This window comes from Pseudomonas sp. TWRC1-2, from assembly GCF_049896685.1.
In the GTDB taxonomy this organism is placed as follows: domain Bacteria; phylum Pseudomonadota; class Gammaproteobacteria; order Pseudomonadales; family Pseudomonadaceae; genus Aquipseudomonas.
On the sequence record NZ_JAFCUU010000011.1, the window covers coordinates 109,795 to 133,897 of the forward strand.

The 24,103-nt window shown below is 61.9% G+C and carries 21 protein-coding genes; 9 read left to right on the plus strand and 12 right to left on the minus strand.

Features of this window, described 5'->3' with window-relative positions:
* The first annotated feature begins 77 nt into the window (after positions 1-77).
* The 4 genes from ACP7B3_RS26420 to ACP7B3_RS26435 all read left to right on the plus strand — a co-directional run bounded on the left by ACP7B3_RS26420 (position 78) and on the right by ACP7B3_RS26435 (position 5,314).
* On the plus strand, positions 78-2,669 hold the full coding sequence (locus ACP7B3_RS26420; RefSeq protein ID WP_145161845.1) for a glycosyltransferase: 2,592 nt from the start codon (positions 78-80) through the stop codon (positions 2,667-2,669).
* Positions 2,670-2,921: 252 nt separating this feature from the next.
* Positions 2,922-4,073, plus strand: a complete 1,152-nt coding sequence (dapE, locus tag ACP7B3_RS26425) for a succinyl-diaminopimelate desuccinylase (protein WP_145161842.1) — start codon at positions 2,922-2,924, stop codon at positions 4,071-4,073.
* Positions 4,073-4,882, plus strand: a complete 810-nt coding sequence (locus tag ACP7B3_RS26430) for a putative RNA methyltransferase (RefSeq protein ID WP_369300819.1) — start codon at positions 4,073-4,075, stop codon at positions 4,880-4,882. The genes dapE and ACP7B3_RS26430 overlap by 1 nt, the downstream gene beginning before the upstream one ends.
* 54 nt (positions 4,883-4,936) lie before the next feature.
* The gene (locus ACP7B3_RS26435; RefSeq protein ID WP_058425300.1) at positions 4,937-5,314 is read left to right on the plus strand and encodes a hypothetical protein; all 378 of its coding nucleotides are present in this window, start codon (positions 4,937-4,939) and stop codon (positions 5,312-5,314) included.
* A gap of 141 nt (positions 5,315-5,455) precedes the next feature.
* On the opposite strand, the gene ACP7B3_RS26440 is transcribed toward ACP7B3_RS26435, so the two are convergent.
* Entirely contained in the window at positions 5,456-5,665 is a 210-nt protein-coding gene (locus ACP7B3_RS26440) for a cold-shock protein (protein ID WP_032891681.1), read from the minus strand.
* Positions 5,666-5,846: 181 nt separating this feature from the next.
* On the opposite strand from ACP7B3_RS26440, the gene plsB reads away from it, so the two are divergent.
* Genes plsB through ACP7B3_RS26455 form a run of 3 tightly spaced genes read left to right on the plus strand, consistent with a single transcriptional unit; the run spans position 5,847 to position 9,532 of the window.
* The gene (gene plsB / locus ACP7B3_RS26445; protein ID WP_242194307.1) at positions 5,847-8,366 is read left to right on the plus strand and encodes a glycerol-3-phosphate 1-O-acyltransferase PlsB; all 2,520 of its coding nucleotides are present in this window, start codon (positions 5,847-5,849) and stop codon (positions 8,364-8,366) included.
* A gap of 51 nt (positions 8,367-8,417) precedes the next feature.
* Complete coding sequence (locus tag ACP7B3_RS26450; protein WP_426182006.1) at positions 8,418-8,813, plus strand: YbaY family lipoprotein; 396 nt, start codon at positions 8,418-8,420, stop codon at positions 8,811-8,813.
* A gap of 29 nt (positions 8,814-8,842) precedes the next feature.
* Positions 8,843-9,532 carry a DUF4197 domain-containing protein gene (locus ACP7B3_RS26455; protein WP_119738730.1) on the plus strand — a complete coding sequence of 230 codons (690 nt, stop codon included), beginning with the start codon at positions 8,843-8,845 and terminating at the stop codon, positions 9,530-9,532.
* A 65-nt stretch (positions 9,533-9,597) separates the two neighbouring features.
* Here ACP7B3_RS26455 and ACP7B3_RS26460 read toward each other — a convergent pair whose 3' ends face one another.
* The 3 genes from ACP7B3_RS26460 to ACP7B3_RS26470 are packed head-to-tail and all read right to left on the minus strand — an operon-like array spanning position 9,598 to position 14,372.
* The gene (locus ACP7B3_RS26460) at positions 9,598-10,194 is read right to left on the minus strand and encodes a LysE family translocator (protein ID WP_145161828.1); all 597 of its coding nucleotides are present in this window, start codon (positions 10,192-10,194) and stop codon (positions 9,598-9,600) included.
* A gap of 2 nt (positions 10,195-10,196) precedes the next feature.
* A complete protein-coding gene (locus ACP7B3_RS26465; protein WP_242194315.1) occupies positions 10,197-13,262 on the minus strand; it encodes an efflux RND transporter permease subunit in 3,066 nt (1,021 codons plus the stop codon).
* A 6-nt stretch (positions 13,263-13,268) separates the two neighbouring features.
* Positions 13,269-14,372: an efflux RND transporter periplasmic adaptor subunit gene (locus ACP7B3_RS26470; protein ID WP_426182011.1), complete on the minus strand. Its 1,104-nt coding sequence runs from the start codon at positions 14,370-14,372 to the stop codon at positions 13,269-13,271.
* Positions 14,373-14,465: 93 nt separating this feature from the next.
* Between ACP7B3_RS26470 and ACP7B3_RS26475 the strand changes: the two genes are divergently transcribed.
* Positions 14,466-15,101, plus strand: coding sequence for a TetR/AcrR family transcriptional regulator (locus tag ACP7B3_RS26475; RefSeq protein WP_426182014.1), 636 nt, complete (start codon positions 14,466-14,468; stop codon positions 15,099-15,101).
* A 114-nt stretch (positions 15,102-15,215) separates the two neighbouring features.
* On the opposite strand, the gene ACP7B3_RS26480 is transcribed toward ACP7B3_RS26475, so the two are convergent.
* Positions 15,216-15,998: a class I SAM-dependent methyltransferase gene (locus tag ACP7B3_RS26480; protein WP_145161817.1), complete on the minus strand. Its 783-nt coding sequence runs from the start codon at positions 15,996-15,998 to the stop codon at positions 15,216-15,218.
* Between the two features lie 96 nt (positions 15,999-16,094).
* On the opposite strand from ACP7B3_RS26480, the gene ACP7B3_RS26485 reads away from it, so the two are divergent.
* Positions 16,095-16,715 (plus strand): energy transducer TonB, encoded by a 621-nt coding sequence (locus ACP7B3_RS26485; RefSeq protein WP_426182018.1) that lies wholly within the window; start codon positions 16,095-16,097, stop codon positions 16,713-16,715.
* Between the two features lie 3 nt (positions 16,716-16,718).
* Here the strand turns inward: ACP7B3_RS26485 and ACP7B3_RS26490 are convergent, their stop codons facing one another.
* The 7 genes from ACP7B3_RS26490 to ppc all read right to left on the minus strand — a co-directional run bounded on the left by ACP7B3_RS26490 (position 16,719) and on the right by ppc (position 23,961).
* Positions 16,719-17,417 (minus strand): extensin family protein, encoded by a 699-nt coding sequence (locus tag ACP7B3_RS26490; protein ID WP_242194322.1) that lies wholly within the window; start codon positions 17,415-17,417, stop codon positions 16,719-16,721.
* A 3-nt stretch (positions 17,418-17,420) separates the two neighbouring features.
* Positions 17,421-18,248, minus strand: coding sequence for an isocitrate lyase/PEP mutase family protein (locus tag ACP7B3_RS26495; protein WP_106577192.1), 828 nt, complete (start codon positions 18,246-18,248; stop codon positions 17,421-17,423).
* Positions 18,249-18,275: 27 nt separating this feature from the next.
* Positions 18,276-19,136 carry a DUF72 domain-containing protein gene (locus tag ACP7B3_RS26500; RefSeq protein ID WP_369300826.1) on the minus strand — a complete coding sequence of 287 codons (861 nt, stop codon included), beginning with the start codon at positions 19,134-19,136 and terminating at the stop codon, positions 18,276-18,278.
* Positions 19,136-19,450, minus strand: a complete 315-nt coding sequence (locus tag ACP7B3_RS26505; RefSeq protein ID WP_179606653.1) for a hypothetical protein — start codon at positions 19,448-19,450, stop codon at positions 19,136-19,138. The genes ACP7B3_RS26500 and ACP7B3_RS26505 overlap by 1 nt, the downstream gene beginning before the upstream one ends.
* 160 nt (positions 19,451-19,610) lie before the next feature.
* On the minus strand, positions 19,611-20,297 hold the full coding sequence (gene tsaB, locus ACP7B3_RS26510; protein ID WP_242194327.1) for a tRNA (adenosine(37)-N6)-threonylcarbamoyltransferase complex dimerization subunit type 1 TsaB: 687 nt from the start codon (positions 20,295-20,297) through the stop codon (positions 19,611-19,613).
* Between the two features lie 90 nt (positions 20,298-20,387).
* On the minus strand, positions 20,388-21,035 hold the full coding sequence (gene adk, locus ACP7B3_RS26515) for an adenylate kinase (protein ID WP_145161799.1): 648 nt from the start codon (positions 21,033-21,035) through the stop codon (positions 20,388-20,390).
* A 280-nt stretch (positions 21,036-21,315) separates the two neighbouring features.
* Positions 21,316-23,961: a phosphoenolpyruvate carboxylase gene (ppc, locus tag ACP7B3_RS26520; RefSeq protein ID WP_426182025.1), complete on the minus strand. Its 2,646-nt coding sequence runs from the start codon at positions 23,959-23,961 to the stop codon at positions 21,316-21,318.
* Between the last annotated feature and the right edge of the window lie 142 nt (positions 23,962-24,103).

Here is a 24,103-nt window from a genome sequence, read left to right on the forward strand (position 1 = left end):
GCCAGTGTAGGATGCGCGCCGTTCGGCGTAAGCCGACACCTCTTTTCGTTCCACACCCTTTGGAACCCGAAATAGCCATGTCATCGCGTAAATTTGGACTCAACCTGGTGGTGGTGCTGGCAATTGCCGCGCTGTTCACCGGTTTCTGGGCGCTGATCAACCGCCCGGTCACCACACCCAACTGGCCTGAACAGATCTCCGGGTTCTCCTACTCGCCGTTCCAGCAAGGCCAGTTCCCGCAGAAAGACCAGTACCCAAGCGACGAAGAAATGCGTCGTGACCTCGAGATCATGAGCAAGCTGACGGACAACATCCGTACCTACTCGGTCGACGGCACCCTGGGCGACATCCCCAAGCTGGCGGAAGAGTTCGGCCTGCGTGTGACGCTGGGCATCTGGATCAGCCCGGACCTTGCGCGTAACGAACGCGAGATCCAGCGGGCCATCGAACTGGCCAACAGCTCACGCAGCGTCGTGCGCGTGGTGGTCGGTAACGAAGCGTTGTTCCGTGAAGAAATCACCCCAGAGGCGCTGATTGCGCTGCTCGACCGCGTGCGCGCCGCCGTGAAAGTGCCGGTGACGACGTCCGAGCAATGGCACATTTGGGAAAAGAACCCGCAACTGGCCAAGCACGTCGACCTGATCGCCGCGCACATCCTGCCGTTCTGGGAATTTATTCCGATGGACAAGGCCGGCCAATACGTACTCGACCGCGCCCGGGATCTGAAGAAACTGTTCCCGAAAAAGCCGCTGCTGCTGTCGGAGGTTGGCTGGCCGAGTAACGGCCGTATGCGCGGGGGCAATGAAACCTCGCCCGCCGACCAGGCGATTTACCTGCGTACGCTGGTCAATAAGCTCAACCGCCAGGGCTACAACTACTTCGTGATCGAGGCGTTCGACCAGCCGTGGAAAGTCAGTGACGAAGGCTCGGCCGGCGCCTATTGGGGCGTGTACAACGCCGCGCGCCAGCAGAAATTCAACTTTGAAGGCCCGGTGGTCGCGATCCCGCAATGGCGCGTGCTGGCCATCGGCTCGGTGGTGCTTGCGCTGCTGTCGCTGACCTTGCTGATGATCGACGGCTCGGCCCTGCGCCAGCGTGGCCGTACGTTCCTGACCTTTATCGCGTTCCTGTGCGGTTCGGTGCTGGTGTGGATCGGCTACGACTATAGCCAGCAATACAGCACCTGGTTCAGCGTGACCGTGGGGATCTTGTTGGCACTGGGCGCCCTCGGCGTGTTTATCGTGTTGCTGACCGAAGCCCACGAACTGGCGGAAGCGGTGTGGACCCACAAGCGCCGGCGTGAATTCCTGCCGGTGGAAGGCGATTCGGACTACCGCCCGAAAGTGTCGATCCATGTGCCGTGCTACAACGAGCCGCCGGAGATGGTCAAACAGACCCTCGACGCCCTCGCCGCCCTCGATTACCCGGACTATGAAGTCCTGATCATCGACAACAACACCAAGGACCCGGCGGTATGGGAACCGGTGCGCGACTACTGCGAAACCCTCGGGCCGCGCTTCAAGTTCTTCCACGTCTCGCCCCTGGCCGGTTTCAAGGGCGGCGCGCTGAACTACCTGATCCCGCACACCGCCAAGGACGCCGAAGTGATCGCGGTGATCGACTCGGACTACTGCGTGTCGCCCAACTGGCTCAAGCACATGGTGCCGCACTTCGCCGACCCGAAAATCGCCGTGGTGCAGTCGCCGCAGGATTACCGCGACCAGAACGAAAGCACCTTCAAGAAGCTCTGCTACGCGGAATACAAAGGCTTCTTCCATATCGGCATGGTCACCCGTAACGACCGCGACGCGATCATCCAGCACGGCACCATGACCATGACCCGTCGATCGGTGCTCGAAGAACTTGGCTGGGCTGACTGGTGTATCTGCGAAGACGCCGAACTGGGCCTGCGCGTATTCGAGAAAGGCCTGTCGGCGGCGTATTACCACGACAGCTACGGCAAAGGCTTGATGCCCGATACCTTTATCGACTTCAAGAAGCAGCGTTTCCGCTGGGCCTACGGCGCGATTCAGATCATCAAGCGCCACACCGCCAGCCTGCTGCGCGGCAAGGGCACTGAGCTGACCCGTGGCCAGCGCTACCACTTCCTCGCAGGCTGGTTGCCGTGGGTGGCGGACGGCATGAACATCTTCTTCACCGTCGGCGCCCTGTTGTGGTCGGCGGCGATGATCATCGTGCCAACGCGGGTTGATCCGCCGCTGCTGATTTTCGCGATTCCGCCGTTGGCGCTGTTCGTGTTCAAAGTGGGCAAGATCATTTTCCTCTACCGCCGTGCGGTGGGTGTGAACTTGAAAGATGCGTTCTGCGCGGCGCTGGCCGGCCTGGCGTTGTCGCACACCATCGCCAAGGCGGTGTTGTACGGCTTCTTCACCACCAGTATTCCGTTCTTTCGGACCCCGAAAAACGCGGATAACCACGGCTTCTGGGTAGCGATCTCGGAAGCCCGCGAAGAAATGTTCATCATGCTGCTGTTGTGGGGCGCGGCGCTGGGGATCTACCTGGTGCAGGGCCTGCCGAGCAATGACATGCGCTTCTGGGTGGTGATGCTGCTGGTGCAATCGCTGCCGTACGTGGCGGCGTTGATCATGGCGTTCCTCTCGTCGCTGCCAAAACCTGCGCCGAAGGTTGAGCCGGTAACGGCTGAGTAAAAACTTGCGCAATGCACTAAACGGCGGCCCTTGGCCGCCGTTTTGCTATAAGATAACGGCCGTTTTGTGAGACTTGGCCTAGCCCTGCTTTCTGTGGGAGCTGGCTTGCCTGCGATGGCACCGCCGCGGCGTACCTGCCAGATCGCGGCGTCTGCATCGCGGGCAAGCCAGCTCCCACATTGAATCTGCGCCCATTCAGGTTGTGTATTCCACATTCGTCCTGCGCCCATAACACGCTTCCGGAGTTCCCCCATGACGGCCCATGCCGACCTTTCGCCGACCCTTCAACTCGCTATCGACCTGATCCGTCGCCCCTCGGTGACGCCGATCGACGCCGATTGCCAGAAGCTGATGATGCAGCGCCTGGGCGACGCCGGCTTTGCGCTGGAGCCGATGCGTATCGAAGATGTGGACAACTTCTGGGCCACCCACGGCAAGCACGACGGCCCGGTGCTGTGCTTTGCCGGCCACACCGACGTGGTACCGACCGGCCCGGTGGGCGCCTGGCAGAACGACCCGTTCGACGCGCTGATCGACGAAAACGGCATGCTCTGCGGCCGTGGCGCGGCAGACATGAAAGGCAGCCTGGCCGCCATGCTGGTGGCCTCCGAGCGTTTCGTCAGCGACTACCCGGACCACAAAGGCTCGGTCGCCTTCCTGATCACCAGCGATGAAGAAGGCCCGGCGCACCACGGCACCAAAGCCGTGATCGAACGCCTGGCAGCCCGCAAGGAACGCCTGGACTGGTGCATCGTCGGCGAACCGTCGAGCACTACGCTGGTGGGCGATGTGGTCAAGAACGGCCGTCGTGGCTCCCTCGGCGCCACCCTGACCGTGCGCGGCGTGCAAGGCCACGTGGCGTACCCGCACCTGGCGAAGAACCCGATCCACCTCGCCGCCCCGGCCTTGGCCGAATTGGCCGCCGAGCACTGGGACGACGGCAACACCTTCTTCCCGCCGACCAGCTTCCAGATTTCCAACCTCAATTCCGGCACCGGCGCCACCAACGTGATCCCCGGTGACCTGACGGCGGTGTTCAACTTCCGTTTCTCCACCGAGTCCACCGTCGAAGGCCTGCAACAGCGCGTTGCGGCAATTCTCGACAAACATGGCCTGGACTGGCACGTGGAATGGGCGCTGTCGGGCCTGCCGTTCCTCACCGAACCCGGCGCGTTGTTGGATGCGGTGTCGGCCAGCATCAAGGCGATCACCGGGCGCGAAACCAAAGCCTCCACCAGCGGCGGCACCTCCGATGGGCGCTTCATTGCCACCCTCGGCACTCAGGTCGTGGAACTGGGCCCGGTCAACGCGACAATCCATCAGGTCAACGAGCGCATTCTGGCCAGCGACCTCGATGTGCTGACCGAAATCTATTACCAGACCCTGATCAAGTTGCTCGCCTGATGCTCGCTTGCCCCATTTGCAGCGCACCGCTCCACGCGGTGGACAATGGCGTGGCGTGCCCGGTCGGGCACCGTTTCGACCGCGCGCGCCAGGGTTACCTGAACCTGTTGCCGGTGCAGCACAAAAACAGCCGCGACCCGGGCGATAACCTCGCGATGGTCGAGGCACGCCGCGACTTCCTTAACGCCGGGCATTACGCGCCGGTGGCCAAGCGCCTGGCTGAACTGGCCGCTGACCGCGCACCGCAGCGTTGGGTGGACATCGGTTGTGGCGAGGGTTACTACACCGCGCAAATCGCCGAGGCCCTGCCCCACGCCGACGGCTATGCGTTGGACATCTCCAAGGAAGCCGTCAAGCGTGCGTGCAAGCGCAACCCGGCGCTGACCTGGTTGATTGCCAGCATGGCGCGCGTACCGCTGGCCTCGGGCAGTTGCCAATTTCTCGCCAGCGTTTTCAGCCCATTGGATTGGCAAGAGGCCAAGCGTCTGCTCAGCCCTGGCGGCGGTCTGATGAAAGTCGGCCCGACGGCCGGCCACCTGATGGAACTGCGCGAACGCCTGTACGACGAAGTGCGCGAGTACACCGACGACAAACATCTGGCCCTGGTGCCGGATGGCATGAGCCTGGCACACAGCGAAACCCTGGAATTCACCTTGAGCCTGGCCGAGCCCAACGACCGCGCCAACCTGCTGGCGATGACGCCGCACGGCTGGCGCGCGAGTGCCGAACGCCGCGCCGAGGTGATCGAGGCCGCCGAGCCGCTGCAGGTCACGGTGTCGATGCGCTACGATTATTTCGTGCTTCAATAACCGACTTTTAAGCATCCGCGAATGGATTTTCGAATCCCGCAACGAGGAACATCCATGCGCCAACCTGATATCGAGATTTACCTGAAGGACGCCGACGTCGACCACAAAGCCATCGCCGCCTGGCTGGGCGCCGCGCTGGGCCCGTGCACCGACTGGGTCCAGAAGGGCCAGACCTACAAGTGCAAGGCCGGCAATGTGCCCGTCACCTGGCTGCCCAAGGCCGTAGGCAAATGGAACAGCCTGTACCTGGAAAGCGACCAGACCCCGTGGGATGACGACATCGCCTGCGCCCGCGCAGCCTTTGCCGCACTCAACGTTGAAGTGCGCTGTGCGCCGGGTACCTGGGTGGAGGAAGAAGGTGAGGAAAGCGCCGACACCTGGATTCGCATCAGCGTGGACGGTGAAGAACAGATCACCTGGAAAACGGCCTGAACCTGAAGTGTGAACCCAATCAAAATGTGGGAGCGGGCTTGCTCGCGAAAGCAGTGGGTCAGTCGCCTTTATTGTGACTGACACACCGCCTTCGCGAGCAAGCCCGCTCCCACAGGGGTTCAGCTGTGTAGCAAAATCAGGTTACAACCCCACCACATCCTCCGCCTGCAACCCCTTCTCGCCGGTCACCACGGCGTATTCCACCTGCTGGCCCTCGGCCAGTGAGCGGTGACCATCACCGCGAATGGCGCGGTAGTGCACAAACACATCCTTGCCGTCCTCGCGTTGAATAAAGCCATAGCCCTTTGCATCGTTGAACCACTTCACATTGCCGGTTTCGCGCGTTGCCATCTGTTTTGCTCCCACATGCTTTTTATTGTTGAGTCAGTCGCATTGAACTGCCGAGTATAAGACAGGCTCAAAAACGATCAACTCAAGTTTACATCGCTGCTTTTTTGCCGATTTTCGGCGAATACGGCACACTACCCGCCCGAGCGCCTGCTCGGTTTTTTCCACTTGAAGCAGCACGCCTATGACCCGCTCTCCGTTCCGCCGTCTGGTGTTTGGCACCTTGCGCCGACTGTTGTACCTCTGGGTTCGCTCGGAGACGATCAACCAGTCGTCCCTAACCCTTAACCTCGACCGCAGCCGGCCGGTGTTTTACGTCCTGCAATCGCCCTCCCTCACCGAACTGGCCGTGGTCGATACCGAGTGCACCAAGGCCGGCTTGCCGCGCCCGGTGCTGCCGGTCTCGGTAGGCCCGCAGATCGAACCCGCCGCGTTCTTCTACCTCACGCCCGAGCCGGATTGGCTCGGCCGTCAGGACAAGCGCGGCGCGCCGCCGACCCTGACCCGGCTGGTCAACACCCTGACCGAACACGCCGAAGAGAATGCACAAATCATTCCGGTCAGCGTGTTCTGGGGCCAGTCGCCCGAGAGCGAGTCCAGCCCGTGGAAACTGCTGTTTGCCGACAGCTGGGCCGTCACCGGGCGCCTGCGCCGTTTGCTGAGCATCCTGATCCTGGGTCGCAAGACCCGCGTGCAATTCTCCGCGCCTATCAACCTGCGTGAATTGATCGAGCACAATAAAGGTCACGAACGCACCGTGCGCATGGCCCAGCGCATCCTGCGGGTGCACTTTCGCAACCTGAAGACCGCCGTGATCGGCCCCGACCTGTCGCACCGGCGCAACCTGGTCAAAGGCCTGGTGAACATGCCGTTGGTGCGCCAAGCCATCAGCGAAGAGGCCGAACGCGAGAAAATCTCCCCGGAAAAAGCCAAGGCCCAGGCTTTGCGCTACGGCAACGAGATCGCTTCGGACTACACCTACACCGCGATTCGCTTCCTGGAAGTGGTGCTCAGCTGGTTCTGGAACAAGATCTACGACGGCATCAAGGTCAATAACATCGAAGGCGTGCAAAAGGTTGCCCAGGGTTACGAGGTGATCTACGTACCGTGTCACCGCAGCCATATCGACTACTTGCTGCTGTCCTACCTGCTGTTCAAAAACGGCCTGACCCCGCCGCACATCGCCGCCGGTATCAACCTGAACATGCCGGTGATCGGCAGCCTGCTGCGCCGGGGCGGTGCGTTTTTCATGCGCCGCACCTTCAAGGGCAACCCGCTGTACACCTCGGTGTTCAACGAATACCTGCACACCTTGTTCACCAAGGGCTTTCCGGTGGAGTACTTCGTCGAAGGCGGACGCTCGCGCACCGGGCGCATGCTGCAACCCAAGACCGGGATGCTGGCGATTACCCTGCGCAGCTTTTTGCGCTCCTCACGCATGCCGATCGTCTTCGTGCCGGTGTACATCGGCTATGAGCGCGTGCTGGAAGGCCGCACCTACCTCGGCGAGCTGCGCGGCGCGAGCAAGAAAAAAGAGTCGATCTTCGATATTTTCAAAGTGGTTGGCGCGCTCAAGCAGCGCTTTGGCCAGGTCGCGGTCAACTTTGGCGAGCCGATCAAACTGGCCGAGTTCCTCGACGCCGAGCAACCCGACTGGCGCGCCCAGGAGCTGGGCCCGAACTACAAACCGGCGTGGCTCAACGAGACCACCAACCGCCTTGGCGAGCTGGTGGCGCGCCACTTGAACGAAGCCGCCGCGGTCAACCCGGTGAACCTGGTGGCCCTGGCGTTGCTTTCCACCACGCGCCTGGCGCTGGATGAACAGGCCATGGCGCGCCAATTGGACCTGTACCTGGCGCTGCTGCGCCGCGTGCCCTACTCACCGCACACCACCTTGCCGGAAGGCGATGGCCTGGCGCTGATCAAGCACGTCAAGGACATGCACCTGCTGTCGGAGCAGAGCGACGCCCTGGGTAAGATTTTGTACCTGGACGAGCAACATGCCGTCCTGATGACCTACTACCGCAACAACGTGCTGCACATCTTCGCCCTGCCGGCGTTGCTGGCGAGTTTCTTCCAGAGCAGCTCGCGCATGAGCCGCGAACAAATCCTGCGCTACACCCGTGCGCTGTACCCGTACCTGCAATCGGAGCTGTTTATCCGCTGGTCGCTGGATGAGCTGGACGCGGTGGTCGACCACTGGCTGGAGGCGTTCGTCGAACAAGGCCTGCTGCGCTTCGAGAATGAGGTGTACCTGCGCCCGGCACCGAGTTCGCGGCATTTTGTGCTGCTGACGCTGCTGTCCAAGAGCATCGCCCAGACCCTGCAACGCTTTTACATGGCGATCTCGCTGCTGCTCAACAGCGGCCAGAACACCATCAGCGCCGAAGAGCTGGAAGACCTGTGCACGATCATGGCTCAGCGCCTGTCGATCCTGCATGGCCTCAATGCCCCGGAGTTCTTCGACAAGAGCCTTTTCCGACATTTTATCCAGACGTTGCTGGAGCAAGATGTGCTGCGTCGCGATGAAGCCGGCAAGTTGAGTTATCACGACCTGCTCGGTGAGTTGGCCGAAGGTGCAGCCAAACGCGTGCTGCCCGCCGACATTCGTTTGTCGATTCGCCAGGTGGCGTTGCACCGCGTCGATGGCGCAGCCGAAACGCCGACCGAAACCGAGCCGGTAAACGCTGAAGAACGCCGCTAGATTGAACGAGGCGCCGGGCGGTTTCCGGCGCCGTTGAAAAGGAGCTGTACCATGAAAAAGATCATCCTCCTGGGCCTGACCGCCCTGCTCGGAGCCTGCCAATCCATGACCCCGAAGGCCAGCCTCGACGGCGAAGTGTTCTACCTGCAACGCATTGCGCTGCCGCCCGCCGCCACCTTGAGCGTCAGCCTGCAGGACGTGTCCTTGATGGACGCTCCGGCCATGACCCTTGCCGAACAGAAAGGACCGGTCAAAGGCCAGGTGCCGCTGCCATTTCACCTGAGCTACGACCCGGCCCAGATCAAACCAGGCCACACGTACTCGGTCAGCGCTCGCATCGAGCTCGATGGCAAGCTACTGTTTATCACCACCGAGCAGCACGCCGTGCAACTCAACGGCCAAGACCCACAACCAATGCGTCTGCGGGTTGATGCGGTCTCACACTGATTATTCCCAGCTTGAAAAAGGAAGCGCCCATGCTCCGTAATTCTCTTCGCCTCACTGCCCTGTGCGCCGGCCTGCTGCTTGGCGCCAACGCCATGGCGGTGTCACTTGGCAGCCTGTCCCAGGGCGACGCCAGCGGCGGCCTCAAGGATGCACTGACCCAAGGCGCACAAATCGCCGTGAAACAACTGGGCGCGCCCGGTGGCTTCAGCAACAACCCGCAAGTGAAAATCGGCCTGCCCGGCAAACTCGGCAAAGTCGCCGACAAGCTGAAAATGTTCGGCATGGGTGATCAGGTCACGCAGCTCGAAACCAGCATGAACAAAGCGGCAGAAACCGCCGTGACCCAGGCTCAGCCGATTCTGGTCAATGCGGTGAAGAACATGAGCGTGACCGACGCCAAGGGCATCCTCACCGGCGGCCAGGACTCGGCCACTCAATACCTGAACAAAAGCAGCCGCGAAGAGATTCGTGCCAAGTTCCTGCCGATCGTCAAGGCCGCCACCGACAAGGTCGGCGTCGCCCAGCAATACAACGCCCTGGCCGGCAAGGCCGCAGCGTTTGGCGCGGTTGATGCCAAAAGTGCCAACGTCGAAAGCTACGTGACCGAACAGGCGCTGGACGGTCTGTTCAAGATGATCGCGCAGCAGGAAGAAACCATTCGCAAGAACCCGGCCGCGGCTGCCACCAGCCTGGCGAAGAAGGTGTTCGGCGCCCTGTAAACGCTGGCAGTAAACCTTCAATCACTGCGCCAAGGCCGCTGTTCACGGGCCTTGGCGCTGTTGTTTCAGCCCTGGATAACCGCCTGCGCCAACCGCCCAAGCATGAGCGTGGCAAAACAACAAATCGCCACGGATGCCGCGCGGTTGATCTTCAGGGGCGTGAGCCACGTCTTCTGAATCCCTTCAAAGCGGCTGCCCAGCACGATCCAGGCAGACCCCACCGGCACCACCACCAACGCCAGCGTGGCCATGAACCCGGCATAGCCCTGCAAGGATGCAAATGCGCTGAGCGGGGCGATGAACGAAACGATCAACAGGCCCTTGGGATTCATCACAGTGAGCCAGAAAAAATACACGCCAGAGAAGCGGTCACGGGTCGAGTCGATGGCGCTGTGTTTGCGTTGCCACAACTTGAACGAGACATACAGCAGGTAGCAACCCGCCGCCAGTTGCGTGGTTTTCAACGCCCACGGCGAATGCGCCGCCAGATACAGCCACGCCACGCCCCACACCGAGACCTGCAACAGGTACGCCAGGCACTCGACCAGCGCCAGCGTCCACGACGCCCGATAGCCGAACAACACCCCGGCACGAAACAACAGGGTGTTGGTCGGGCCAGGGGCAAGCAGCAACAACAGTAAGGCTGAAACAGTGGCCAGCATGATTACGCGACGTCCTTCCTCACTCGGAACCACGCAGCATACAGGGCCGGCAGGAACAACAGGGTCAACGCCGTCGCCACAATCAACCCGCCCATGATCGCCACGGCCATCGGCCCGAAGAACACGCTGCGTGACAGTGGAATCATGGCCAACACCGCCGCGAGCGCCGTCAGCACAATCGGGCGGAAGCGTCGCACGGTCGCTTCAATGATCGCTTGCCAGGGTGTCAGGCCGGCCTTGATGTCTTGCTCGATCTGATCGACCAGGATCACCGAGTTGCGCATGATCATGCCCGACAAGGCGATAGTCCCGAGCATGGCGACAAACCCGAAGGGCTGACGGAACACCAGCAGAAACAAAGTCACGCCGATAAGGCCCAGCGGAGCCGTCAGAAACACCATCGCAGTGCGTGAGAAGCTGCGCAGTTGCAGCATCAGCAAGGTCAGGACAACTACGATAAACAGCGGCACGCCGGCTTTGACCGAATTCTGGCCACGCGCAGAGTCTTCAACGGTGCCGCCGACCTCCAGCAAGTAACCTTCCGGCAGTTCGGCGCGCACGCCTTCAAGGGTCGGCAGGATCTGCTGGACCAGGGTCGCCGGTTGTTCCTTGCCATAGATGTCGGCGCGCACAGTCACCGTCGGCAGGCGGTTGCGGTGCCAGATAATGCCCTCTTCGAAGCCGTACTCAAGGGTGGCAATCTGCGACAGCGCCACGCTTTTGCCGTTGTCGGTCGGCACGGCCAGGCTTGGCAACAACGACAACTCGGTGCGCTCGTGCACGGTGCCGCGCAGGAGGATTTCGATCAACTCGTTGTCCTCGCGGTACTGGCTGACGCTTGCACCAGTCAGCGAACTCTGCAGGAACTTCGACACGTTGGCGGTGCTTACACCCAGGGCGCGGGCGCGGTCCTGATCAATATTGAGGTAGACGATTTTGCTCGGCTCTTCCCAGTCCAGGTGCACGTTGACCACATGGGTATTTTCACGAACCTTGGCCGCCACTTTGCGGGCCAGGGCACGGACCTCTTCGATGTGTTCGCCGGTCACGCGAAACTGCACTGGGTAACCCACCGGTGGACCGTTCTCCAGGCGCGTGACCCGCGAACGCAGTTCGGGGAATTGCTCGTCAAGGGTTTCGATCAGCCAGGTGCGCAGGCTTTCACGCTCTTCGATGGTCTTGGCCAGCACCACAAATTGCGCGAAGCTCGCGGCCGGCAATTGCTGGTCCAGCGGCAGGTAGAAGCGCGGCGAACCGGTGCCGACATAGGCCACATAGTTGTCGATGCCGGCGTGTTCCTTGAGCAGCGCTTCCAGGCGTTTGACCTGCTCGGCGGTGTTGCTCAGGGACGCCCCTTCAGCCAGCTTGAGATCGACCATCAACTCCAGGCGACCGGAAGCCGGGAAGAACTGTTGCGGCACAAAGCGGAACAGCGCGACCGAGCCGATAAACAATAGCAATGTCAGCACGATCACGGTTTTGCGCCGACGCACACACCATTCAACCAAACGTCGCACACGCTGATAGAACGGCGTGCCGTAGGGATCTGGCCCATCGGTGCCGTGCTTGGCGGCATGAATTTTCGCCAGGTCCGGCAGGAGTTTTTCCCCCAGGTACGGCACAAACACCACGGCGGCCACCCATGAGGCCAGCAGCGCGATGGTCACGACCTGGAAAATCGAGCGGGTGTATTCACCGGTGCTCGATTGCGCAGTGGCTATCGGCAGAAACCCTGCAGCGGTGATCAACGTACCGGTGAGCATCGGGAACGCAGTGCTGGTCCAGGCAAAGCTGGCGGCCTTGAGCCGGTCGTAGCCTTGCTCCATTTTGATCGCCATCATTTCCACGGCGATGATCGCGTCGTCGACCAGCAGGCCCAGGGCCAGGACCAATGCGCCGAGGGAGATCTTGTGCAAGCCGATGCCCAGGTAATACATGGTGGCGAAGGTCATCGCCAACACCAGCGGAATCGCCAGGGCCACCACCATGCCGGTGCGCACACCGAGGGAAAAGAAGCTCACCAACAACACGATCGCCAGTGCTTCGGCGAGTACCTGGACGAATTCGCCGACGCTGGTTTTCACCGCGGCCGGTTGGTCCGACACCTTGCGCAGCTCCATGCCTGCCGGAAGGTTCTTCTGCAGGCGTGCGAATTCACCTTCGAGGGCCTTGCCCAATACCAGAATGTCGCCGCCGTCACGCATGGCCACGGCCAGCCCGATGGCGTCCGCGCCCATGTAGCGCATGCGCGGTGCCGGTGGGTCGTTGAAACCACGGTGGATGTCGGCCACGTCGCCAATGCGAAAGGTGCGGTCACCGACGCGAATCGGAAAATTACGGATCTCCTCCACCGTCTTGAAGTTGCCGGACACGCGCAACTGCACACGCTCGGTCGGGGTTTCGAAGAAGCCGGCGGTAGAGACGGCGTTCTGCTCCTGCAACGCCTGCTGCACGGCGGCCAATGGCAGGCCGAGGGTGGCGAGCTTGAGGTTGGATAATTCAATCCAGATTTTTTCGTCCTGCAGGCCAAGCAGCTCGACCTTGCCCACATCCGGCACACGTTGCAGTTGAATCTGGATGCGGTCGGCGTAGTCCTTGAGCACCGCGTAGTCGAAGCCATCACCGGTCAACGCGTAGATATTGCCGAAGGTGGTGCCGAATTCATCGTTGAAAAACGGCCCCTGGATATCCGGCGGCAAGGTCTGGCGAATGTCGCTGATCTTTTTGCGCACCTGGTACCACAAGTCCGGAATCTGCGCCGAGTGCATCGCGTCGCGCGCTATGAAAGTGACTTGGGATTCACCGGGGCGCGAGAAGGAAACAATGCGCTCGTAGTCGCCGGTCTCCATGAGCTTTTTCTCGATACGCTCGGTGACTTGGCGCGAGACTTCCTGGGCCGTGGCCCCGGGCCAGTTGGTCTTGATCACCATGGCCTTGAAGGTAAACGGTGGGTCCTCGCTTTGCCCCAGCTTGGTGTAGGACAGCGTACCGACGACCGCCAGCAGGATCATCAGGAACAGTACGATCTGGCGATTACGCAACGCCCATTCGGAAAGATTGAAACCCATCGGGGACTACTCCTTGTTGGCCGCCAGACTCACCACGCGGTTGGAGCGATCCACCGGGCGCACCTGCTGGCCCTCATGGAGCACATGCACACCGGCCGCAATCACCCAATCGGTGGGGGCCAGGCCTTCCAGTACCGGCACGGTTTTTTCACCAAAGGCGCCGATCCGCACCGGCGTGCGCTTGAGCGTGTTGTCTGGCTGCACCACCCAGACGTAGGACGCGCCATTCTCTGCACTCAGCGCTGACAGCGGCACCGCCAGCGCAATCACGCCGTCAGCCTGTATGAATACGCGGGCGCTCTGGCCCAGTTCGGCCGGGACTTTGCCGCCGGTGAAGGCAACCCGGGCGGCAAAGGTGCGCGATTTTGGATCAGCAGCGGGCGACAGTTCACGGATACGCCCGGCAAAACGTTGGTCGGGCTGACTCCACAACTCAACCGACACAGGCTGGCCGATCTTGAACCGGCCGAAACCTTGCTCCGGCAGGCTGATCAGCACTTCGCGCTCGCCATCGGTGGCCAGGGTGAAGACGGTTTGGCCGGCCGACACCACTTGGCCAACTTCCACCGCGCGCTTGGCGACCACACCGTCCTGGGGCGCGCGCAGTACGGCGTAACCGGCCTGGTTGCTGGACACGTCGAACTCGGCCTTGATCTGCTTGAGGCGTGCTTCACCGGATCGGTAGAGGTTTTCGGAATTGTCGTACTGAGAACGGCTGACCATCTGACGGTCCATCAGGGTCTTGTAGCGATCACGCTCGGCGCGCACCAGGCTCAGGTTGGCTTCGGCGGCGGCCACTTGGGCGCGGGTGGCTTCCAGTTGCAGGCGTACGTCCTGCGGATCGAGTTCGGCCAGCGGTTGGTTGGCCTTGACCCGCTCGCCCTCCTCCACCAGGCGCTTACTGACTTTGCCGCCAATGCGAAAGGCCAGGTCCGGCTCATAACGGGCACGCACCTCGCCTGGAAAGCTGTCCATCGCCTGCGCCGAGGGCTGCGGTTGCACCACCATGGCTGGACGGAGGGTGGTTTGGGCCGCTTCTTCATGGCCGCAGGCGGCCAACAGGAAGATCAGGCTGACAGGCAACGCAAGGTGCAGGAAAGTGCTGCGCATGCTGTAGGACCTTTCGCAAATGGAGCTAGGAATAATTATACTGGCCGGTATGTTATTAATACCAAACTCACCAGTCCAGTATTAAAGGTGAAAATGTCCGACAATCCTGTAAACACCAATAGCCCCGGGCGTCCCAAGGACATGGCAAAACGCCAGGCAATCCTCGAAGCCGCGAAAAATCTGTTTTTGAGCAATGGCTACGCCAGCACCAGCATGGATGCCGTGGCAATGGAGGCCGGCGTGTCGAAACTGACCGTCTACAGCCACTTCACCGACAAAGAGACGCTGTTCACCGCCGCCGTCGTGGCCACATGCGAAGAACAGTTGCCGGTGATGTATTTCGAGCTGCCCGCCGGCATGCCGGTGGAAACCGTGCTGCTGAACATCGCACGGGGCTTTCATCGGCTGATCAACAGCGAGGAGTCGGTGAACCTGCATCGCCTGATGATGACCACCGGCAATCAGGACGTGAAACTCTCACAGATCTTCTTTGAAGCCGGGCCGATGCGCATGCTGCAGGGCATGGAGCGCCTGCTCAGCCGCATCCACCAGAGCGGCGCGCTGAGCATCGACAAACCGTTTACGGCAGCCGAGCACTTCTTTTGCCTGCTCAAGGGCACGGCGAATTTCTGCTTGCTGTATGGCTGCGGCGGGCAACTGAGCGAAGAAGCCGCCGAGGCGCATGTGCAGGAGGTGGTGGGGTTGTTTATGCGGGCTTATCGGCCCTGAGCCTTGTAGCGCCTTGAAAGCCCCCTTCGCGAGCAAGCCCGCTCCCACCTTGGAATGCATTCCAAATGTGGGAGCGGGCTTGCTCGCGAAGAGGCCCGGCAAACCAATGAAAATTTAAGGCTTGAGCGCTTTCTTCGGATAAATGTCATACCGGCTCGACTTGCCATCCAGCGCATGGCTCGGCTTTGGCCCTTCAATGCACGGCGCCTTGCGTGGACGCTTGACCACCACGCGGTGACTGGCCAAGGCCAAGGCCGCGGCGAGCAACGCCGGTGCGTCCGGGTCATCGCCCACCAGTGGCCGGAACAGGCGCATTTCCTTCTTCACCAGCGCAGTTTTCTCACGATGAGGGAACATCGGGTCGAGGTAGATCACCTGCGGCGGCTCACCTTCCCAATTGCGCATCACGTCGATGGAGTTGCCCTTGAGCAACTTCATGCGCGCCACAATCGGCGCCACTTCGAAGTCGTCCGCGCCACGCGCCAGGCCGTCTTCGAGCAAGGCGCCGATCAGTGGTTGGCGCTCGATCAGGCTCATCTCGCAGCCAAGACTGGCCAGCACGAACGCGTCCTTGCCCAGCCCCGCCGTGGCGTCCAGCACGCGTGGGCGCACGCCTTGGGCAATGCCCACCGCCTTGGCGATCATCTGCCCGCTGCCACCGCCGTATAGACGCCGGTGCGCCGCGCCACCTTCGACAAAATCCACGCGCACCGGCCCCGGTGCATCGGGCCCGAGCTGCTGCAGTTGCAGGCCGTGCTCGCCCACTTGCAGGGAAAAGTCCGCCTCTTCCAGTTGCACAGGCAGGCCCAGCTGCGACGCCCACTGCTCGGCACGCGCCTGAAAACCTTCGGCCAAAGCCTCGACCCGAATGCGGCTGGCCGCTGGTTGTTCGCTCATCAATCGCTACGCTCAAAAATATTAAGGATCGGCAAACAGCGGCCGATAAAAACAACAGTCAGGTATTTTGCCAGAGCTGAGCGTCGACCGAGAAAAATGTCAGACATTCTTCCCCTAACCATCGGTGTACTGCCGACCCACAACCACTACGGCCTGCGCAATACTCAAGCGCTGGCCGGGGTGAGTCATGTGTGGCAGGACTTCTTTGCCCGGGCGCTGGCCGAGCAGCTCGGCGACACGCCGGACGCGCGCGCCGCCAAAGCACCGGCACCCAGAGACCCGACGGTAGAACCCAGCGAAGGCGCCGACCTGCTATCGCAGATCCTCACCCAGCGTGAATGCGACGTGAAAGACACCGAGATCGCCCCGCCGGAACCGCTGTTCCTGCCGATCGCCGAATTCGAAACCGAGTTGCTGCCGCCACCCGCTACGCCATTCCCGGCGCAAGAAATCGTTGCCCAACAGCGCCAGCAGAACTTTGAAAGTGGCTGGGTACGCCCGCTGGTGCTGAATGCCGGCCAGCCGCTGCCTGAGCCTGGGCCGGCGCCGGAACCGCAGCCGCTGCACCTGCCCATCGCCGAGTTCGAACTGGACTTGCTGCCGCCGCCCGCCGTGCCTTATCCAAAGGAAGAGTTGGTGGCGCAACAGAAAGCGCTCGACTTCGACTACCACTGGGCGCGCCCACTGATCCTCAACAACCTGCGCCTGGCCGCCTGAGGCTCAACGACACACTCCCCAACGCCCCATGTCCAGATGGAAGTGGTTGCGATGAGCAGCGTTGTAGTCCGGGCTCAACACCACGTTGAAATCATCGCAGGCGCCATCGCGCACCTGGCGCAGAAACCGCGCGCTGTCGCCCGTCCCCGGCCAATCCTTGAGCACACTGATGCTGCGCCCATCCGCCAGGCGGAAGCCGGCGATATCCAGGGCATTGGCCGAGGCGTGCTGACTGAGCCGCCCGTCTGCACGGTTATACATATTGCGACAGGCAAAGCTGCCCAGGTGATCGACCCGCGTCACCGCCTGGCCAAACACCGCCTGCGCCGCAGGTTGCAGGCTATGGCGTTCGAACAGGGCAAAGGCGACGGCCAGCGGGCAACTGGCGAGAAAGCTGCTGCTCAAGGCTACGTCAGCGCCTTGTACGCGCAAGACATTGCGCAATGGGCACGCGGCATCAGCCGGGCTGTCAGCCTGATGGCTGACGCGCAAGCCCGAGGTTTTCAGCACCTCATCGCACAGCGCTGGATCATCCTGCAGGCGGCCGAGCTTGAAGCGCGTGAGCAGGTTCGGCTTCGCACGCACATCCAGCGGCGCCCAGGGGTTCCACTCGGCAGGCAACGGCACCCAGCCACGCCACACGCCCACTGCAAACACACCCGCCAGCAACAGCAGCGCACCGCTCACGTTAAGAAAACGCACGGCTCAGCCCTTGAAGAATTGGTTGGCCTGGCTGAATGGCATCTTGCGCTCGGTGAAGGTAAAGGTGCCCAACTGGTAGACCTCCTGCGCAGCGCGGTAGAACTCGCCATACGCCGCCAGCGCCATGGCCGAGCCGACACTGATGCGGCGCACGCCCATCTCGCTCAACTGCGCGACGCTGAGGTTCAAGCCACCGGACATCAACACATTCACCGGTTTGGGCGCGACCGCCCTGACCACCGCCAACACGTCTTCGGCACTGCGCAACGCCGGCGCATAGAGCACGTCGGCACCCGCCTCGGCGTAGGCCTGCAGGCGGCGAATGGTGTCAGGCAAATCCAGGCGACCATGCAGGAGGTTTTCTGCGCGGGCCGTCAGGGTGAACGCAAATGGCAGACTGCGGGCCGCCGCAACCGCCGCTTCGACGCGCTCAACAGACAAATCAAACGGATAGATCGGGTCGACGGCAATGCCTGTGGCGTCTTCGATGGAGCCACCGACGATGCCCGTGGCGGCCGCGCGCAGGATGGTCTGGGCGCAGCCTTCGGGGGTATCGCTGAAACCGTTTTCCAGATCGGCCGCCACCGGCAGTGCGGTCGCCCGAACGATGGCTGACGCATTGCCCAGCGTGTCCTCCAGCGACAACGCACCTTCCGCATCCGGCCGCCCCAGGCTGAATGCATAACCTGCGCTGGTGGTGGCCAGGGCTTCAAAACCCAGGCTGGCGAGCATGATGGCCGAGCCGGCGTCCCACGGGTTGGGCATCACGAACGCGCGATCACGCTCGTGCAAGGCTTTGAAGGTTTCGGCGCGAAGGGTTTGGGCATCCATGTCTGACTCCTGGCGGAAAAAGGAGCCTTAGAGTAACCCCAGTTGCTCCGCTGCGGGTTCTCGATGCAAGGTCGGCAGCGGTGGCAGGCCCGGCAAACGCGCCATCAGTTGTTGATGAAAACGCAGCGCCAGTTGCGCGGCGAGGCGGTTATCCGAGGTGTGCAGGAACACATACGGCGTGCGCCCTTCCTCGATCCAACCGGCGACTTTTTCCACCCACGGCACCAGGAACGGGTCGTTGGCTTCCAGCTCCGGATGACCAATGAAACGCACTTGGGGAAACAGCGTCAGCGCGGCCGGACGCGGCGGCACCTTGGGTTTCTTCGACTGAGCGTGCAGCACGGCGGCTGAGGTAGAGGTGCAACTGAACAGCGCGCGCGGGTCGAGGCAGATTCGCTCAACGCCACGGTCACGCAGCAGACGGTTGAGGCTGCGCTCGTCATCGCCCTTGGCGAAGAACGCCTGATGGCGCACTTCCACCGCCAGCGGGCGCTCCAGTCCATCAATAAAACCGGCCAGTTCACCCAGGCGTTGGGGCGAAAAGCTCGCCGGCAGTTGCAGCCACAGCGGCGCGACACGCTCACCCAATGGGCTCATCAAGCCGACAAAACTTTCCGCTGCCGGCAACTGCTCACGCAGGTCGCCACTGTGGCTGATGTCGCCGGGGAATTTGGCGGTGAAGCGAAAATCGGCGGGCATGATTTCAGCCCAGCGCTGCACGGTGGCGGCCGAGGGTCGGGCATAAAACGTGGTGTTGCCTTCAACGGCGTTGAAGACTTGGGCATACAGCGAAAGGTAGTCGCTGGCGCGTGCATCGGCTGGGTACAGGTACTCGCGCCAGGCGTTTTCACTCCAGGACGGGCAACCGATAAAGTAAGGCAGACGCATCAGATATGGATGTCGAGACCCAGCACTTCCATATCCCATTCGACAAAGCCGGCAGTGGTCAGGTAGCTGGCCAGGGCGGTAGCAACGCTTTTGCTCATGGAGCGAGGGAAGACCATGTCCTGCTGACGCGCGGGAAGACCGCTGATACGCGCGCCGGCTGAACCTTGGGTACTGGAATGAGAACTGGCATGCGACTCGGATTGGACCTCGATGAAGTCCGGCGAATCCTCGACGGAATCGTCTACCGTCACGTTCGCCTTGCGCGGCTTACGTTTGAGAGGGTAGGACTGTGAGGAGAAGCCGTCTATACGCATACATGCAGACTCGGTATCAATGATGGCAATTTAGCGGCACTTTCCGTGATGCGCAAATGCTCTGGTGATAACTAGAACACATAATTTGTAAAAGGTTTAAAAACGGGGCCAAATTCTGACGATTGGCGAACTTTGCCCCAAATTGCCATCATTTTTGACGTCAAATAATCCCGCGTTCAGCCTTGGTCTGCGCGACTTTATCACGCAGATAAACCGGCGCCGCCTGATCGGCCGGAATCGCTTCGCCACGCTCGAAAGCGAAGCGTGCCAGCGTCAGCAAGTCCTGGGCATGAGGCAACATCCCAGCGTCCTGGCCCACCAGCTTTACGCCAATGCGCTCGCCATAACCCCAGCCAGTGCCGGCACCGAACCAGTCACCGCTGGCATCCGCCGGCAACACAGAGGACTGCGGCGATTGCACTGCTTCGACGCCCACCAGGCGCATTTCGCCAGCGTGCTCGCGGTAGCAACCCCAATAGACTTCGTCCATGCGCGCGTCGATGGCCGCGGCGACTTGCGAAGCGCCGTGTTCACGCAAGGCACGCTGGGCCAGCACTGCCAGGTTGGAGACCGGCAATACCGGACGCTCCAACGCAAAGGCCAGGCCCTGGACCACGCCGATGGCAATCCGCACCCCGGTGAACGCACCCGGGCCACGGCCAAAGGCAATGGCGTCGACGGCCGCGAGCGTGGTGCCCGCGTCCTCAAGCAGTTGCTTGATCATCGGCAACAGCTTCTGCGCATGCAGGCGCGGGATCACCTCGTAGTGGCTCGTTACCTTGCCATCGTGCAGCAAGGCAACGGAGCAAGCTTCAGTCGCGGTGTCCAGGGCCAGCAGGGTGCTCATGGGTGCAGGTGTCCAAGTCGAAAAAAAGTGCGCCAGTATAAACAACAACGGCCCGCAAGCGGGCCGTTGTCAGTGAAGCCGATCCATGGATCAGCTCAAGGCTTGCAGCACCTTGGCGGTGATGGCTTCCACGGAGCCGACGCCAGGAATGTGGCTGTACTTCGGCTTGCCGTTGGCAGCAGACAACTTCTGGTAGAAATCCACCAGCGGCTTGGTCTGCGAATGGTAGACCGACAGGCGATGACGCACGGTTTCTTCAGTGTCGTCTTTACGCTGCACCAGGTCGTCGCCGGTGACATCGTCCTTGCCGGCCACTTTAGGCGGGTTGTAGACGATGTGGTAAACGCGGCCCGAGGCTTCGTGAACACGACGACCGGCGATGCGCTGGACGATTTCTTCGTCTTCAACTGCGATTTCAACCACGGCATCCAGCTCGACGCCGGCTTTCACCAAGGCTTCAGCCTGGGGAATGGTGCGTGGGAAACCGTCGAACAGGAAGCCGTTCTTGCAGTCTTCCTGGCTGATGCGTTCCTTGACCAGGTTGATGATCAGGTCATCGGACACCAGGCCGCCGCTGTCCATCACGCTTTTTGCGATCAGGCCCAGCTCGGTGCCGGCCTTGACGGCCGCGCGCAGCATGTCGCCGGTGGAGATTTGTGGAATGCCGAATTTTTCAGTGATGAACTTTGCCTGAGTACCTTTACCGGCCCCGGGAGCTCCCAGCAGAATGACGCGCATCGATGTGCTCCTCAATTTTTTATAGAGATGACGCTCGGATTCGCCGCGTGGGGCCAATCTCGTAAAAATATGGGTCCAGGCCGATCAAACGGCCAAAGGCTGATCAAGATACACAGCGGGCTCTATCCATACAAGCCGCCGAAAGTCGCAGGAACCCACGCCCGGCATGCGTCACAGCTCGGGTGTGCCTGAGTGCAACCTTGCCCCGCAAACGCCGACCGCCCTTTTCGGGGCGGTCGTCATGGTTTATCTGCAAGCCGTTGAGAACACGCAGAAAACCTTAACCGGTGTTGCGCAAACCGGCGGCAATACCGGCCACAGACACCAGCAGCGCCTGTTCCAGAGGGCTGTCCTGTGCGGCCTCCTGCTCACGCGAGCGCGCCAGCAACTCGGCCTGCAGCAAGTGCAACGGGTCGAGGTAGGTGTTGCGCAGACGGATGAACTCAAGGGTGTCCGGGCTATGGGCCAGCAGTTGCGACTGGCCAGTCAGGCCAAGCACCACGCTGCACGCCTGCGACAATAGGTCGCGTAAGTGCGCACCCAATGGCAGCAGGTCCGGTTGCACCAGGCGCTCGTCATACAGGCGCGCAATATCGGCATCGGCCTTGGCCAGCACCATTTCGAGCATGTCGATGCGCGTGCGGAAGAACGGCCACTGCTCGCGCATCTGCCCCAGCAACTCGCCTTCACCCCGCTCCAGGGCCTTGCTGAGTGCTGCTTCCCAGCCGAGCCACGCAGGCAGCATCAGGCGGGTTTGGGTCCAGCCGAAGATCCATGGAATGGCCCGCAGGCTTTCGATCCCGCCCGCGCGGCGCTTGGCCGGGCGACTGCCGAGCGGCAAGCGGCCGAGCTCCTGCTCTGGCGTGGACTGGCGAAAGTACTCGACGAACTGCGGATTTTCCCGCACCACGGCGCGGTAGGCGCTGACACCGTCTGCTGCCAATTCATCCATCAAATGGCGCCAGGCAGGCTCCGGTGGTGGCGGTGGCAACAGCGTGGCTTCCAAGACGGCGGCCAGGTACAGGTTGAGGTTCTGCTCAGCGATGTCCGGCAAGCCGAACTTGAAGCGGATCATTTCGCCTTGCTCGGTGGTACGGAAACGCCCCGCCACCGAGCCCGGCGGCTGCGACAGGATCGCCGCATGCGCCGGGCCGCCGCCACGGCCGACGGTGCCACCGCGACCGTGGAACAACAACAATTCCACCTGTTGTTCGCGGCAGATATCCACCAAGCGTTCCTGTGCCCGGTACTGTGCCCAGGCGGCGGCAGTGGTGCCGGCATCCTTGGCTGAGTCCGAGTAGCCAATCATGACTTCCTGCGGGCCTTGCAACCGCGCGCGATAGCCCGGCAATTGCAGCAGGGTTTCCATGACCGGCCCGGCGTTATCCAGGTCGGCCAGGGTTTCGAACAACGGCACCACCCGCATCGGCCGTTGCACGCCCGACTCTTTAAGCAGCAGTTGCACCGCCAGCACATCGGAGGCGGCGCCTGCCATCGAGATGACATACGAGCCGAGCGACGCAGCGGGCGCGGCGGCGATTTCCTTGCAGGTGTTCAACACCTCGGCAGTGTCCGCCGACGGTTTGAAGTAGCCCGGCAGCAGCGGTCGGCGATTGGTCAGCTCCTGGGTCAGGAAACTGATGCGCGCCTCTTCGTCCCAGTCTTCATAACGACCCAGGCCCAGGTAATCGGTAATTTCGGTCATGGCCGACGAATGCCGGCTGGAATCCTGGCGCACGTCCAGGCGTACCAGGAACAGGCCAAAGGTCACCGCACGGCGCAGGCAGTCGAGCAGCGGGCCATCGGCGATCACGCCCATGCCGCACGCGTGCAGCGACTGATAACACAACTCCAACGGGTCCAGCAGGTCACGGTTGTTCTGCAACACTTCGGCCGGCGCCGGGGTGCTGGCGGTCAGCGAGGTGTGCGCCCATTGGCGCGTGGCGCGCAGACGTTCGCGCAGTTGCTTGAGCAAGGCGCGATAAGGCTCAACGCTGTCGCCCACCTTGGCCTGCAGCGCCGGGCTGGCCTGTTGCATCGACAGCTCGGACGCCAGGTGATCGATGTCGCGCAGGTACAGGTCCGCCGCCATCCAGCGCGCCAGCAACAGCACTTCACGGGTCACCGGTGCGGTGACATTCGGGTTGCCGTCACGGTCGCCGCCCATCCACGAAGCAAAGCGGATCGGCGCTGCCTCCAGCGGCAAGTGCAGGCCGGTGGCGGCGTGCAGGGCATGGTCGGCTTTGCGCAAGTAGTTGGGGATGGCGTGCCACAGCGAATGCTCGATCACCGCAAAGCCCCATTTTGCTTCGTCCACCGGGGTGGGCCGTACGCGGCGGATTTCTTCGGTGTGCCAGGCTTCGGCGATCAGCCGTTGCAGGCGTTCACGGATCTGTTCGCGCTCGGCAGTGGTGAGGTCGCGGTGGTCCTGCAGCGCCAGTTGCGCGGCAATCGCATCGTATTTCTGAATGAGGGTGCGCCGCGCCACTTCGGTGGGGTGGGCAGTGAGGACCAGTTCAATCTCCAGTCGCGCCAACTGGCGGGCCAGCGACTCGTTGCTGTGACCTTCGCTTTGCAGGCGGGCCAGCAACTCGGGCAACACACGGGATTCGAACGGTGCCGGTTGCGACTCATCGCGCCGGTGGATCAATTGGTATTGCTCGGCAATATTGGCCAGGTTGAGGAACTGGTTGAAGGCTCGCGCCACGGGCAGCAGTTCGTTTTCCTGCAATTGGTTCAAGCTGGCGCTGAGTTCCTCGCCGGCGGCTTGCTCGGCTACGGCTCCACGGCGGTCGGCCTTGGCGCCTTTGCGGATCTGCTCGATCTTGTCGAGAAACTCGTCGCCGTACTGCTCTCGAATGGTGTTGCCCAACAGCTCACCCAGCAGGTGAACATCCTCACGCAAGCGTGCATCGATATCACTCATCAGCCAATCTCCAGCCAGAAATCCGGGACGCGCAGGGGTTCCAGAGTGCCGCCCGCGTCGGTTTCTGACAAGACACTTTAAACCTTGTGAGTTGCAGCTAGTCTCAACAGTGAGTCGCCGCGTTAACCGCGCTGGCGGCCGG